The sequence below is a fragment of the Streptomyces sp. DSM 116795 genome (genome assembly GCF_055792905.1).
On record NZ_CM147707.1, the window covers coordinates 6,328,012 to 6,342,061 of the forward strand.

Below are 14,050 nucleotides of genomic sequence, written 5' to 3' on the forward strand. Positions count from 1 at the left end.
TCCCGTACGCGTGATCCGGGGCGGGCCGCCCTACTTCTGCGCGGTGTCCTTCCGCTGGGTGGCCTGCTCCTGCGGAAGGCGCCGTGCGTCCGCCCGCTGGTGGTCCATCTGCCGCCATTCCGGGCGTAGTCCGGCCAGGTTCGTGGTGAGGAAGAACGCCGCTCCGCTTGTCAGCAGGGACGGTACAAGCCCGAAGGCTGCCACTGCCGCGCCGCCCGCCAGCCCACCGAGAGGTATGCCTGCCCAACCGAGCGAGTCACCCAGGGCGTTGACGCGGCCCAGCAGGTGACGCGGTACGCGTTCGAAGCAGACGGCGGCCAGGATCGGGTTGAGGAAGCCCGAGCCGAAACCGCTGAGGGCGAACACCCCCACCACCGCCCACATCGGTGCGTCCACGGCAAGGATCAGGTATCTCGGTGCGCCGCCGAGCAGGAAACCGGCGAAGAAGACGATCCGGCGCCGCATCCGGTGTGCCACCACCGCGGCGATCAGGCTGGCGCAGACCGCGGCGATGCCGGCCACAGCGCCGTTCAGGCCGATCGCGGTGGGCCCGTGACCGGATTCCTTCGCCCAGACCGGCAGGAACACGGTGTGGAAGGCCGCGTTCAACGCGTTCGTCATTCCGACCGTGACGATGACGGTGAGCAGCAGCGGATCTCCGCGGAGGAACTGCCAGCCCTCCCCGAAACGCCTCCAGTAGCCCGTGGGGCCACCGTGAGCCGGACCGGGTGCGGCAGCACCTCCCATGTCACGGGGGAGCGCCAGTGCCGTGATGACCGACCCCAGCGCGAAGCACGCGGAGATGATCACCAGGCAGGTGAGCGGGCCGACCAGTGCAGAGAGAGATCCACCCAGCGCCGGGCCGACGGTGAAGGCGAGACGCTCGGTCATGCCGCTGAGTCCGGTGGCACGCTCCAACGGCATCCGTCCGCGCTCGGCCGCTTCCGGAACCATGACCTCCTTGGCCAGATCCCCGGGCCCGCGTGCCGCCCCGATCACGGCGACCAGGAACAGCAACAGCCAGAAGGGGAGCAGGTTCACGGCGTACAGCACCGGCATCGTCGCGGCGGCGACGGCGCTGACGGCGTCGGTCGACCACGAGATGACGCGCGGGCCGCTCCGGTCCACCAGCGGTCCGGTGAACGCCTTGGCCGCCACGTACGGGGTCATCTCGCAGAAGGCCACCAGACCGGTCTGCGTCGCGCTGCCTGTCGTGATGAGCACGAACCAGGGCAGTGCCACCGCCGAGGTGCGGGTGCCGGTCAGCGACACACCCATCGCGGCGAGAACAGCGGCCAGCGGCCGGGATGCCGCTAAGCCGTGCTTCATTCCGGCCTCGGGGGCGTGTCCAGTTCCGGCAGGATCTGCGTGATCAGGGAGACGCGCTCCGCGCCCTCCGGCGCGGCAGTTCCCGGCGCGTCCCGCCGGTAGCGGTCGATGACCGAGACCAACTCCTCGTACAGTTCGCGGCTTTCGTCCGGGGTCAGCCGCAGGGCCCAGTCGCTAAGGTCGGCCACATCACGCCATGCGCGGGGCATCGTCTGGAACTCGCTCACGGCGCGCTGGATCCGCAAGGTGTATGCGGCGGCGACGGAGTTCAGGTAGGTCAGCGTGGCTTCCGGCTCCTGCTCGGCCAGTTCCAGGTCGTTGAAGCGCGTCGACCGGTGGACCGAACGCCACCAGCGCTCCCGGGCGTTGCCGCGTTCCGTGTCCTCCTCGACGAAGCCCGCGGCGCCGAGCTGGCGCAAGTGGTAGCTGGCCGTACCGGAGTTGACACCCAGTTGGTCGGCGAGGCGGGTGGCCGTCGACGGGCCGTGCTTGCGCAGCAGTCCGACGAGCTGGACGCGGACCGGATGCGCCAGCGCACGCAGCCCCTTGGCGTCCAGGACGACGATGTCGTTCTCGGTGTTGGCCATGCCGCGCACTCTAGAAGACCAACACTTCTTCGCAAAGGGTTCTTTGCGAAGAAGTGTTGGCGATTACCGTACGGCTGTGGAGAGCCGGCGGCGGTGGCAGAGTCCGGGCATGCCTTTCGATCACAACGACCACTACCACCGGTTGCTGCTGCGCCATCTCCCGCACGGCTGCCGTACGGCGCTGGACGTCGGATGCGGCACCGGCCGCTTCGCCCGGCGGCTCGCGGAACTGGGCGTGGAGGTCGACGCGGTGGATCCGTCGGCGGAGGTGATCGACGCCGCGGGGTCGGCCTCACGTGCGGACGGGAAGCGGAGCCGGCCCGGGCCGCGCTTCCGCCAGTCGGACGTCACCCGGGCCGAACTGCCCCGTAACCACTACGACTTCGTCTCCTGCCTGGCGAGCATCCACCACATGCCGTTCGGCACGGTCGCCGCCCTGCGGGACGCGCTGACGCCGGGCGGCACCCTCGTCGTACTGGGCTGCTATCCGGAGAAGTCACCGGTGGACTACGCCTGGAGCCTGGCAGCCGTCCCTGTGAACGCGGTGGCACGGCCACGGTCGCCGCACGGGAGCGGGCGGCCGGCACCCGCCCCAGGTCCGGGGTGCGGGCGCCCGTGAAGCAGCCCGGGATGCCGCTGCCGCAGATCCGGCGGGAGGCGGCCGTGCTGCTCCCCGGATGCTCGCTCCGCAGACTCCTCTTCTGGCGCTACCTGCTGGTCTACCGGAAGTGACGTGCGCCGGAACCTGGTTGGCGGGTCTGCGGTCCGTCGCCGGCCCGGGAGTGGGCGCTCCGGGCGAACGCCCGGCGTCGCTCAGGAGTGGGCGCTCCGGGCGACGCCCAGCGCCTCTTCCCCCCGTGCGCAGTTGTCGCGGAGCTCGGTGAGCGTCCGGCCGGGGAGGTGCAGGGACGAGTCGCGGCGGCCGGTGCCGTCGAGGATCTCGTCGCCCTCCTCCAGCCACTCCGCGAACGGCTGGACGCCGATGAAGTCGGCCAGCCGGGCCAGTTCCTGACGCGGGGCGTCCAGGAGCCGCTCGTACGACAGCGACGTGCGCTGCTCCGACGGGATCGCGGAGAGGTGACCCACTCCCTCGCAGATGAGATCCGACCACAGCGTGCCGAAGTCCGGCACCGGCATCTCACGGTCGAGCACGAGCGCCGGATCGTACTGCGGGCCCAGCAACGGGGCCAGATCGTCGGGGAGTTGCTTGATGTGGTCGTCCGTCAGGTCGGACGCGGACTCGACGCCGGAGCGGCGCACGATCTCGCGGAGCAGGGAGATCATGCGGTAGCCGTTGTGGCGGCTCATGGACAGGGCGCAGTCGGGCCCGTTGCGGTGGAGATGCACGAAGCGGGCGTCGGGGAAGAGCGCGTACAGCGTGTCGACACGGTGCAGCGAGTAGCCGGAGCGCTCCACCGCCGCCTCGCGTCCGCCGATGCGCGAGGCGAGTGCGCCGAAGAGGGCGTGCCACTGCTGCGGGGCGGGGCGTTCGGGCCAGGCGCTGACTTCCGGCTCCAGCGCGTCGAGGAAGGCGTCGGGGGCGTCGGTGAGGTGCGGCAGCGCCATCATGCTGATCGCCGGGATGCCCGTGGTCTCCGCCGAGTAGCGCCACTCGGGGTGGCGGTTGTAGATGAACTCCGGGAGCGGCGTGCCGCTGCGCACCATGGCGTCGAAGACCGGCATCGGTTCGCGCAGACATCGCCAGAACTCCGCCCCCGTCAGGCGTTGTTGGGACAGTGCCGGCGGGCCGTCGATACAGGAGTACAGCTCGTTGAGGCTGAGCACGTCCGGGTGCAGCCGCAGCACCTGCGACAGCGCCGTCGAGCCGCTGCGCCCGGTGCCGACGACGAAGGTCAGTGTCTTGATGCCTGTCCGCACGGTGAGTTCCTCCCCCATGGCCTGTCCGCCTCACAGGCCGTCTCGGCGACTGATCGCCCCAGTCCTACCCCTGCGGGTGCTGATCGACCCGGGGCACGCGGCTGCCGGCCGATGGTGTCACTCCAAGGGGTTCCGTCCCGTGGGCGTCACCTTTTCGAGACGTCGTCCCGTGGAGCGGTCCATGGGGACACGGCCCCCGTACGGGCGCGGGCCGGTGCCGCCGTGCCCGAACGCGGACGTCACCCCATCAGAGACGTCACCCCATCAGAGAGGCGATCTCCTCCGCGCAGGCACGCATCTCCGGTACGTGGCTGTGGAGTTCGTCCCAGGTGGTGAGTACGACCGTGGCGCCGAGCGACACCGCCAGACGGGGACGCAGCCCCCCGTTCAGATCGGGGACGACGGTGGCGACGGAGCGGACACCCACCTCGTTCTCCTCGTCCACCTCGGCCCATCCCCGCTCCCGCGCCCGCGCCAGCCTCTCGCGCAGTGCCTCCGGGTCGGTGACCGTGTGTGCGGTGGGGGAGGGCAGATCGGCGGCGAGGAGCGCGGCCAGCTCCTGCTCCGGAAGCACCGAGGCGAGGGCGTGGCCCATGGACGTGGCGTGCCAGGGATTGCGCGTGCCCTCGGCGCTGCGCAGCTGCAGGTGCTGTGTGCCCTCCGCGCTGAGCACCAGCAGCACCTCGCTGCCGTCGAGGATTCCGGCGATGGCCGGCAGTCCCGTACGGGCGGCGAGGCGCCGCATCGGTGCGGCCGCCGCAGAGTAGCCGGCGGGGGAGCGCTGGAAGCCGCGGGAGAATTCGAGGACCCGCACGCCCAGGGCGTAGCGCCGGGTGTCCTCGTCGTAGGCGACGAAGCGCTCGGCGGCCAGCCGCCCCAGCAGCCGGTGTGCGCTGCTGACCGGCAGTCCGGCGGTACGTGCGGCCGCACTGACGCCCAGCCCCGACGGGTTGTCGGCCAGCACGGTCATCAGCCGCAGGCCCCGGCTGAGCATGTCGTCGCCGGGCGGTGCGGTCACCGTCGGTGCTCCCTCGAAGATCGTGCGCGGCAAGGTCGGTCCGGCAGGTTCAGCCGCGTCCCCCGTCGCCCGCGGTCGTACGGGGGGCGGCCGGGTGCGGCTGCTCACTCACCGTACCGGTAGCGCCTGGGGTGCTCCGCGGTTCCCTGACGCCGAACATCAGCGCCGCGGAGATCAGGGTGCACACCGCCATGAAGCCGAAGGCGCCCGCGTCGCCGAGCGGTGTGCCGCGTACCCAGCCCACGAGGTAGGTGCCGGCGAACGACCCCAGCGCACCGAAGGAGTTGACGGCGGCGACGGCGGCGCCCGCGACACCGGCAGGTGCCAGTTCGGAGACGAAGGCGAAGTACGGGCCGTAGGGCGCGTACATGCACAGGCCCGCGACGGTGAGCAGCGTCAGCGCGAGCGGGAAGTTCGCCCCCGCGAGATAGGAGCCCAGCAGCGCCAGGGCGCCCGTCCCGAGCCACGGCCACACGGCGGCGCGCCGGCGCCCGGTGCGGTCGGAGAAGCGGGAGTTGAGCATCATCGCCACGACGGCGAAGGCGTAGGGGATCGACGAGATCAGACCGGTGGCACCGATGCCCTCGCCGGAGGCCTGCTTCACGATGGACGGCAGCCAGAAGATGAAGCCGTACATGCCGAACGACCAGAAGAAGTACTGGGCGGCGAGCACGATCACGGGACGTGAGCGCAGCACCATCTTGTAGTCCGCGGCACTCGCTCGCGGTGCGTCGGCGGTGGTGGCGTGCGCGCCCGGGTCGGACCGGGCGCCGGGGGCGGCGGGGGAGCCGGCGCCGACCTCGGTGGCCGTCACGGCAGAACCGGGCGACTCGGCCGCGGCGCGCTGCTCGTCGGCGAGTTCCGCGCGCAGCTTGTCGTGCTCGGCCTCGGGCAGCCAGCGGGCCTCGCGCGGACGGTCCTTGATCAGCCGCAGGCACAACAGACCCCAGACGACCGACGGCAGGCCCTCGACGATGAACATCATCCGCCAGTCGGAGATCTCGATGAGCCATCCGGAGAGCACGGACAGCCACATCACGGTGATGGGATTGCCCAGGATCAGCAGGGAGTTGGCGCGGCCGCGCTCGCGTTTGGTGAACCAGCGACTCAGCAGCACCACCAACGACGGCAGCACCGCACCCTCGACGACACCGAGCGCGAAGCGCACCGGTATGAGCTGGCCCGGGCTGCTGAGCATGCCCTGCGCCGTCGCCAGCACGCCCCAGGCGATCGTCGAGAAGGCGACCATCAGGCGCACGCTGCGCTGCTCGGCGTAGATGGTGCCCGGGATCTGGAAGAAGAAGTAGCCGAGGAAGAAGGAAGCCGCGATGAGGGAGTCGGTCCCGGCCGAGAGGTTCAGCTCCTCCGCCATGCCGCCGGCCGAGGCGATCGCGTAGTTGGACCGGTCGAGGTAGGCGAGCGAGTACGTGACGAACGCGATCGGCATCAGATACCGGGCGCGGGTCGATGACCAGAAGCCGCCGCTGCCGGCGCCGGCGGGAGACGCCGCTGTCATTCCCGGACCCCCTTTTTCCGTCGGGTGGAAAGTGTTTCACTGGGCGGGAAGGACGTTACGAGCGTGAGAGGGGCGGGTCAATGGCCGCGGACGGTCCAGATCCGCATGCGACGGCGGACGTCCGGTATGTCCGAGCGCCGGTCCATCCCCCTGGTCCGCCGGTGCATCCGGCTGCCCGTCCGGCTGTCCGGCGGCCCGCGCGTCCGGCTGTCGGTCCGTTCGTCCCGCCCGTCCGACCGACCGCCCGTCCGCTCGTTCCCGACCGCCCGCCCGTCATCCGCCGTATGCGACGAGGAGAGTCACACGCCGATGTCCGACACGACCGACCCCGCAGTCCACGTGCTTCTGCCCTGGCCCGACCTCGACGCACGGCACGGGCCGTGGCCCTCGAACGTCCGCGTACACGTATGGAACGGACGCACCCCGGAGGACGAACTGCCCGCCGGCGCCCTGGAGTCGACCGCTCTGTGGGTGATGCCGTACGCGGTGCCGGGCGCTGAGCGTCTGCTTCCGCGGCTCCCCGCCGTGCGGGCGGTTCAGTCGCTCAGCGCCGGCGTCGAGAAGCTGCTGCCGGTGATGCCCGAGGGTGTACGTCTGTACAACGGCCGCGGCCTGCACGACGCGAGCACCGCCGAACACGCCCTCGGCCTGATGATCGCCGCGCAGCGCGACCTTCCGCACTGGGTCGCGGACCAGCAAGCCGGCCGCTGGGCACCGCACTTCACGCGCTCGCTCGCCGGCTCCCGCGTCGCCGTCGTCGGTTACGGGTCGATCGGACAGGCCCTGGAGAAGCGGCTGCTGGCCTGCGAGGCGGAGGTGGTGCGCATCGCACGGCGGGCCAGGCCCGAGGAGGACGTGCACGCCGTCACCGCTCTGCCGCAGCTACTGCAGGACGTGGACATCGCGGTCCTCGTCCTGCCCGAAACCCCGGCCACGGAAGGCCTGTTCGGCAAGGCGGAGCTGGCCGCGCTGCCCGACGGCGCGCTCGTCGTCAACGTCGGACGCGGCCGCACCCTCGACACCGGGGCGCTGCTGGAGGAGGTCCGAGGGGGGCGGCTGCGTGCCGCCCTCGACGTCACCGATCCTGAGCCGCTGCCGGGTGACCATCCGCTGCGGCAGCAGCCCGGCGTGCTGATCACCCCGCATGTGGCGGGCGGCTCCGCCACGTTCGGGCCGCGCGCCGAGCGGCTCGTCGTGGAGCAGGTCCGCCGTTACGCCGCGGGGGAGCCGCTCCTGAACGCCTTCCCCCGGCCCTGACCTGACCCGAGGCCGTGGCCCCGGCCCTGACCTCGCCGGCCGGCTGGCCGGCCAGTCGGCCAGCCGGTCCGGTCAGCGGTCAGGGCGAGGGCGGCCGTCCGTCCGCCCCCGGAGAGCGTCTCAGCCCCGGGCACCACCCCGAGCGGGTCACGCTCGTTCTGTGTGCGTGACGGGGCGGCGGAAGATGACCGTGGAGCACCCAGCCCTCGGCGCCCCGCGCCCAGTGGACGAACTCTTCCTCCCAGGGGCGGTTGAGCAGCTGGATCCGTTCCCAGCTCTCGACTTGCTGCGCGTTGAATTCGCGGAAGCTGCGCCAGAGATCCTTGAGCACCATCGGAATCACCGCCGGCGGCCGGGGTATTCGGAGATTCTCCGCTGCCGGGCGTGCCCGCGAGGCGGCGTCGATCCGACAACGCTATGACCGCCGCAGCCCGGGGTCCACGCCTCGAAGGGCACAAAAAGGCATCATCCAGCCGATTCCCCCAGGCTCCCGAGTCGGCGTGCGTTCCACCTCGGCCCGGCGAGACTCAGCGACGGCTGCGTGCGTCCTCTGCGCCGAAGACGTCGTCGCCGCCCGCCGCGTCGAGGATGCGCTCGGCGACACGTACCGAGTCGACCAGGGGGTGCAGGGCCAGGGCCCGGAGCGCCGCGGGGCGTGAGCCGTCGGCCGCCGCGTCGATGGCCGAGCGTTCCACCGCCTTGAGCTGGAGCATCAGCCCGAGCTGGTCCGGAGCGACGGGGCCCGCCGACAGCGGCCGGGCGCCGCCCGCGTCGACGAGGCACGGCACCTCCACCACCGCATCGGCGTCCAGGCCCGGCACGGCGGTGCGGTTGGGCACGTTGAGGATCAGGGTCGTGCGCTCGTTGCGCGAGACAGCGCGCATCAGAGCGAGGGCGACACGGTCGTAGCCGCCCCCGTCCAGGTCGCAGGTGTCGCGTTCCCACCCGCCCGTGGCCTCACGGCTCTCCGCCATGTACGTCTCCTCGCGTTCCCGGCGCGTACGTTCCCACGCCGCGTGCGCACCGGCGGGATCGCGGGGGAGCGACTCCGCGTAGAAGAGGGACTGCTGCTCGCGCAGGAACTCGCCGCGCGTGGCCTGCGCACCCCGGATCGCGGCGACGGCCTCGCGGTTGAAGTAGTAGTAGTGCAGATATTCGTTGGGCAGCGCGCCCAGCGCCTGGAGCCAGCCCGCGCCGAAGAGCCGGCCCTCCTCGAAGGACTCCAGCCGGCCGCCGTCCGCGAGGAGTCCGGGCAGCCGGTCCCGTCCGTCCACGACGACGCGGCGCAGCCAGCCGAGGTGGTTGAGTCCCACGTAGTCGTAGTCCGCGCGGTCGGGGTCGGCGCCCAGGGCGCGGGCGGCCCGCCGGCACAGGCCGACGGGGGAGTCGCAGATGCCGATCACCCGCTCGCCCAGGCCGCGTTCGCGGAAGACGCGGCTCATCGCCTCGGTGACCATGCCCGCCGGGTTGGTGAAGTTGATGACCCAGGCGTCGGGGGCGACTTCGGCGACGCGTTCGGCGATCCGCACGGCGACGGGGAGAGTCCGCAGCCCGTAGAGCACGCCGCCCGCGCCCACCGTCTCCTGGCCGAGCACGCCCTCCGCCAGCGGAACGCGTTCGTCGCGGGTACGGCCCTCCAGGCCGCCGACGCGGACGGCGGAGAAGACGAAGTCCGCGCCGCGCAGCGCCTCGTCGAGGTCGGTCGTGGCCCGTACGGCGGGAGCGGCACGGCCGTCGTGCCGCGCCGCCTGGTGGGCGAGGACTGCCGTGACGGCGTCCAGGCGGCCCGAGTCGGTGTCGTACAGCACGAGTTCGGTGACGCGGCCTGCGTCGTCGCCCTTGTCCTCCAGCAGCGCCCGGTGCACCAGCGGCACCCGGAATCCGCCGCCGCCCAGCACCGTCAGCCTCATCGCCGTCCCTCCGACTCCGCTTCCACAGCTGTCACTTCCACTCCGGCCTCGCGGAAGACGGCGAGGGTGCCGGGGTCGGACGCCTGATTCGTGATCAGCGCGTCGATGTCCTGAGGTCCGCAGATACGGGCCGTCCCCTTGCCGGGGAACTTCCGTGCGGTGGCGAGCAGTACCACGTGCCGTGCCGCGGCCAGCATCGCCTGCTTGACGGGCACTTCGATGTCGGTGGTGTCGAGTACGCGGCCGTCGGGCAGCACGCCGCTGGTACCGAGGAAGAGCCGGTCGGCGTAGAGCTGGCTGAGGCCGGACTGCGTCAAGTGCCCCACCAGCGAACGGTAGTTGCGGCGCACCTGGCCGCCGAGCAGCACGAGCGTGACCTCCGGGTCGTCCTTGAGCTCGTCGTAGACCGCGAGGTTGCTGGTCGCCACGGTGATGTCCCGGCCGTGCAGCCGCCGCGCGAGCTGCAGGGTCGTGGTGCCGATGTCGAGCAGCACCGTCTCGCCGTCCTCGACGGTGGCGGCGGCGGTACGGGCGATCGCGTCCTTGCCGGCGCGGTCGTCGACCTCCTCCTCCGCGAACGGCCGCTCGACGGGGCCGCGGGCCACCGCGCCGCCGTAGACCCGCGTCAGCATTCCGGCCCTGTCCAGGCCGGTCAGGTCGCGGCGTGCGGTGGCCTCGCTGACGCCGAGGCGCTGTGCGATCCGCCCGACAGGCAGCACGCCCTCCTCGCGGAGCAGCTTCAGCAGCTGCTCATGCCGGGTCTCGCGCAACATGTCGGCAATGTAGCGCGACTGAGCGTCTTTGCGCGAGTGTGACCGGGGTCTTGCACTCATCGCCGCTGACGTGCAAGGTATCGCTCAAAGCATCGAGGGACCGCGGAAACCGAGGGCCGATCGAGAGCCGCGGAAGGGGGCGGGACGGGCAATGAGCACGACCGGGAGCGCGCAGCCGGCGCCGACATCGGCGGCCCTGGACCCGCTGTCGGCCCTGCGCGACGACGGCGGCCCCGAGCAGGACGTCTTCCTGACCGGCACCGTCTTCCTCGACATCATCTTCACGGGGCTCGACCACGCGCCCGTACGCGGCACCGAGTCCTGGGCCCGCGGCATGGGATCGTCCCCCGGCGGCGTCGCCAACATGGCCACCGCCCTGCGCCGTCTCGGCCTGCGCACCTCGCTCGCCGCCGCGTTCGGCGACGACGTCTACGGCGACTACTGCTGGGAGTCCCTGGCCGACAGCGAGGGCATCGACCTCGCCCCGTCCCACCGCGCGCAGGGCTGGCACTCGCCCGTCACCGTCTCCATGGCGTACGAGGGCGAGCGGACGATGGTCTCCCACGGTCACGAGGCACCCGCCCCCTGCGTACGTGCGGCCGGGCGCCCGCGCTCCCGCGCCTGCTTCACCGACCTGGCTCCGGGCCGGCTGGAGAGCTGGGTGCGTGAGGCGTACGACGAGGGCAGCAAGATCTTCGCGGACGTCGGCTGGGACGACACCGGCGCCTGGGACCCGGACACCCTCGCCGACCTCTCCTACTGTCACGCCTTCCTGCCCAACGCCGCCGAGGCGCAGCACTACACCCGCACCGGCAGTCCCGAGGAGGCGGTACGGGCACTGGCTGAACTCGTCCCGATCGCCGTCGTCACCAAGGGCTCCGGAGGGGCCGTCGCAGTCGACTCGCTGACCGGCGAGAGCGCCGATCTGCCCGCCCTGCCCGTCCAGGCGCTCGACCCGACCGGCGCCGGAGACGTCTTCGTCGCCGGCTTCATCACGGGGACGCTGGCCGGCTGGCCGCTCGCCGACCGGCTCGCCTTCGCCAACCTCACCGCCGCTCTGTCCGTACAGCACTTCGGCGGCTCGCTCTCCGCGCCCGGCTGGCCCGAGGTCGCCGCCTGGTGGCAGTACGCCACCCGCTGCGGCGGGCAGAGCGAGGAGGTGATGCGGCGGTACGCCTTCCTGTCCGAGCTGCTTCCCGGGGCGGCACGCGGCTCGGCGCTCCGCCGGGCCACCCCCACCATCGGGTTCCGTGCGCCCTGACCGCCGCGCCGGTACGGGCCCGGTCCGCCCGCACCGCGCGGTCCCGCCGAGAGGAGACCCCCATGCGCTCTGAACGAGTCACGGGCACGGACAGCGGCACGAGGCCGCGACGGCCCCGCCGAGGACCCCGCCGGCGTACGGTGCCGCTCGCGCTGGCGGCCGGCGGCGTGCTGCTCGCCGCCGCCTGCGTGCCCGGCACCGACGGTTCCGGCGCGGCGGGGGCGGGCGTGCCCGGAGCGGGCGCCACCGCGAAGCCCGACCCGTCCAAGGCTGGGAAGGCCACGCTCACCGTCTGGGACCAGGAGGTACGCGGCGGCCAGAACGACGAACTGGAGCGCCTCAACGCCGAGTTCGAGAAGAAGTACCCCAACATCCGCATCAAGCGCGTCGCCCGCAGCTTCTCCGACCTCAAGACGACGCTGAAGCTGGCCATTTCGGGGAACAGGCCGCCGGACGTCATCCAGGCCAATCAGGGCTACCCCGACATGGTGGCCTTCGTGCAGGCCGGTCTTCTCACCCCGCTCGACGACTACGCGGGCATCTACGCCTGGAACACCCGCTATCCCTCCACGCTCCTCAACCTCAACCGCGTCTCCGCCGACGGCCGGGACTTCGGCACCGGGCGGCTCTACGGCATCTCCCAGACCGGCGAGTACATCGGCGTCTACTACAACAAGGACGTACTGGACAAGGCCGGCGTGAAGCCACCCGGGACCTGGGACGAGCTGACGGACGCACTGCCGGAGATCAAGGACGAAGGTGAACTCCCCGTCCAGTTCGGCAACTTGGACAAGTACCCGGCGATCCACACCTTCGGCGTCCTGCAGAACCAGGCCGGCGGAGCCGAGGAGACCCGCGAGAGCGTCTTCGGACGCGGCAAGGGCTTCGACAACGAGCCGACGCGGGAGGCCGCCCGCACCCTCGCCGACTGGAAGAAGAAGGGCTACATCCCCGAGGGCGCCAACGGCACCGGCTACGACGACGCCGCGAAGAAGTTCGCCGACGGCGAGGGCGCGTTCCTCATCACCGGCACCTGGCAGCTGCCGGATCTGAAGAAGTCGATGGGCGGCAAGCTCGGATTCATGCCGCCGCCTCCCGTGGAAAAGGACGCCGAGCCCGTCACGACCGGCGGGCAGGGCCTCGCGTGGTCGGTCACCTCGAAGTCCCGGCACCCCCAAGTGGCCGCCGCCTACCTGGACTTCATCACCAGCCGGCACGCGGCCGACGTGATGACCGAGGAGGGCGTGCTGCCCGCCGTGCCGGGCAGCACCACCCGCGAAGTCCCCGAAGGCAGCGTCGACGAGCAGATGGTCGAGGGCTGGGAGCAGCTCAACGCCGCCGACGGGCTCGTGCCGTATCTCGACTACACCACGCCCGACTTCTACGACTCGCTCTCCGCCGACCTCCAGGGCGTCGTCAACGGCTCGCTCTCACCCGGCGGACTCTCCTCGAAGATGCAGCGCTCCTACACCGCCTTCCAGGACAAGAAGCACAGCCAGGAGAAGAAGCGCGCCGAAGGGAAGCCGAAGCCGTGAGCGCCGCGCCCACGGCACCCGCCGCCGCAGCCCATGCCGGGCCCGAAGTGGACGGCGGCCGCGCCGGCTTGCCCGGACGTCTGCTGCGGCACACCGCCGGCCGCTACCGCCGCCAGGCACCCGGACAGCCCCGCGCCGTCGGCTATCTCTACGTACTGCCGGCCCTCGCGCTCTACGCCGTCTTCCTCCTCTTCCCCCTCGGGCAGACGGTGTGGCTGTCGCTGCTCCACTGGGACGGGCTGACCGCCGCCACCTGGGCCGGAACGGACAACTACCAGGCCCTGCTGACCGATCCGTCGCTGCGCGCCCCCTTCCTTCATGCCCTGGCGCTGCTGGTCTTCTACGCCGCGCTGCCCGTCGCCCTGGGGCTGCTGCTGGCCGCGGCGCTCTCCCGCTTCCGGGTGCGGGGGATGACGTTCTTCCGCACCGTGCTCTTCCTGCCGCAGGTGCTGGCGATGGTCGTCGTCGGCGTCGCATGGCGCTCCATCCTGGCGCCGGACGGACTGCTCAACGACACCCTCCGCGCCGTCGGCCTCGGCTCCCTCGCCCGCTCCTGGCTCGGGGACTACACGTGGGCGCTGCCCGCGGTCGGCACGATCGGCACCTGGGTCGAGACGGGCCTGTGCGTCGTGCTCTTCCTCGCCGGCGTCCAGCGGATCCCGCGTGAGCTGTACGAGGCGGCGCGCATCGACGGGGCGGGCCCGCTGCGGGAGTTCTTCACCGTCACCCTGCCCGCGCTGCGCGCGGAGACCGCCGTCGCGCTGACGCTCACCATCGTGGCCGGGCTGCGCAACTTCGACCTGATCTACATCACCACCAGCGGCGGCCCGGGCAACGCCACCTCCGTGCCCGCGTACGAGGTCTACCACCGCGCGTTCGAGACGAACGAGGTCGGATCGGCGGCCGCCATGGGCGTCGGACTGACCGTGCTGATCTTCGCGCTGACGGTCTCCGTCGCGCGGCTCGTAGAAGGACGCAGCCGATGA

The 14,050-nt window shown here is 71.8% G+C and carries 13 protein-coding genes; 5 read left to right on the plus strand and 8 right to left on the minus strand.

Features of this window, described 5'->3' with window-relative positions:
• Positions 1-30: 30 nt before the first annotated feature.
• On the minus strand, positions 31-1,329 hold the full coding sequence (locus ACSMXX_RS27315) for an MFS transporter (protein WP_473181326.1): 1,299 nt from the start codon (positions 1,327-1,329) through the stop codon (positions 31-33).
• On the minus strand, positions 1,326-1,916 hold the full coding sequence (locus tag ACSMXX_RS27320; RefSeq protein ID WP_473181327.1) for an ArsR/SmtB family transcription factor: 591 nt from the start codon (positions 1,914-1,916) through the stop codon (positions 1,326-1,328). Before ACSMXX_RS27320 ends, ACSMXX_RS27315 begins: the two co-directional genes overlap by 4 nt.
• A 109-nt stretch (positions 1,917-2,025) precedes the next feature.
• Here ACSMXX_RS27320 and ACSMXX_RS27325 point away from each other — a divergent pair, with 109 nt between their 5' ends.
• Entirely contained in the window at positions 2,026-2,535 is a 510-nt protein-coding gene (locus tag ACSMXX_RS27325; RefSeq protein WP_473181328.1) for a class I SAM-dependent methyltransferase, read from the plus strand.
• A gap of 194 nt (positions 2,536-2,729) precedes the next feature.
• Here the strand turns inward: ACSMXX_RS27325 and ACSMXX_RS27330 are convergent, their stop codons facing one another.
• The 3 genes from ACSMXX_RS27330 to ACSMXX_RS27340 all read right to left on the minus strand — a co-directional run bounded on the left by ACSMXX_RS27330 (position 2,730) and on the right by ACSMXX_RS27340 (position 6,328).
• Complete coding sequence (locus ACSMXX_RS27330; protein WP_473181329.1) at positions 2,730-3,812, minus strand: sulfotransferase family protein; 1,083 nt, start codon at positions 3,810-3,812, stop codon at positions 2,730-2,732.
• 238 nt (positions 3,813-4,050) lie between these two features.
• Entirely contained in the window at positions 4,051-4,812 is a 762-nt protein-coding gene (locus tag ACSMXX_RS27335; protein ID WP_473181330.1) for an IclR family transcriptional regulator, read from the minus strand.
• A 49-nt stretch (positions 4,813-4,861) separates the two neighbouring features.
• Positions 4,862-6,328 carry an MFS transporter gene (locus ACSMXX_RS27340; protein ID WP_473181331.1) on the minus strand — a complete coding sequence of 489 codons (1,467 nt, stop codon included), beginning with the start codon at positions 6,326-6,328 and terminating at the stop codon, positions 4,862-4,864.
• 309 nt (positions 6,329-6,637) lie between these two features.
• Here ACSMXX_RS27340 and ACSMXX_RS27345 point away from each other — a divergent pair, with 309 nt between their 5' ends.
• Positions 6,638-7,585: a 2-hydroxyacid dehydrogenase gene (locus ACSMXX_RS27345; RefSeq protein WP_473181332.1), complete on the plus strand. Its 948-nt coding sequence runs from the start codon at positions 6,638-6,640 to the stop codon at positions 7,583-7,585.
• A gap of 79 nt (positions 7,586-7,664) precedes the next feature.
• On the opposite strand, the gene ACSMXX_RS27350 is transcribed toward ACSMXX_RS27345, so the two are convergent.
• The 3 genes from ACSMXX_RS27350 to ACSMXX_RS27360 all read right to left on the minus strand — a co-directional run bounded on the left by ACSMXX_RS27350 (position 7,665) and on the right by ACSMXX_RS27360 (position 10,268).
• A complete protein-coding gene (locus ACSMXX_RS27350; RefSeq protein ID WP_473181333.1) occupies positions 7,665-7,919 on the minus strand; it encodes a hypothetical protein in 255 nt (84 codons plus the stop codon).
• A gap of 193 nt (positions 7,920-8,112) precedes the next feature.
• Positions 8,113-9,495, minus strand: coding sequence for a 6-phospho-beta-glucosidase (locus ACSMXX_RS27355; RefSeq protein WP_473181334.1), 1,383 nt, complete (start codon positions 9,493-9,495; stop codon positions 8,113-8,115).
• Positions 9,492-10,268: a DeoR/GlpR family DNA-binding transcription regulator gene (locus ACSMXX_RS27360; protein WP_473181335.1), complete on the minus strand. Its 777-nt coding sequence runs from the start codon at positions 10,266-10,268 to the stop codon at positions 9,492-9,494. Before ACSMXX_RS27360 ends, ACSMXX_RS27355 begins: the two co-directional genes overlap by 4 nt.
• A gap of 151 nt (positions 10,269-10,419) precedes the next feature.
• On the opposite strand from ACSMXX_RS27360, the gene ACSMXX_RS27365 reads away from it, so the two are divergent.
• From ACSMXX_RS27365 to ACSMXX_RS27375, 3 genes are all read left to right on the plus strand, one after another.
• Entirely contained in the window at positions 10,420-11,529 is a 1,110-nt protein-coding gene (locus ACSMXX_RS27365) for a carbohydrate kinase family protein (protein WP_473181336.1), read from the plus strand.
• A gap of 62 nt (positions 11,530-11,591) precedes the next feature.
• A complete protein-coding gene (locus ACSMXX_RS27370; RefSeq protein ID WP_473181337.1) occupies positions 11,592-13,064 on the plus strand; it encodes an ABC transporter substrate-binding protein in 1,473 nt (490 codons plus the stop codon).
• Positions 13,065-13,144: 80 nt separating this feature from the next.
• Entirely contained in the window at positions 13,145-14,050 is a 906-nt protein-coding gene (locus ACSMXX_RS27375) for a carbohydrate ABC transporter permease (RefSeq protein ID WP_473185007.1), read from the plus strand.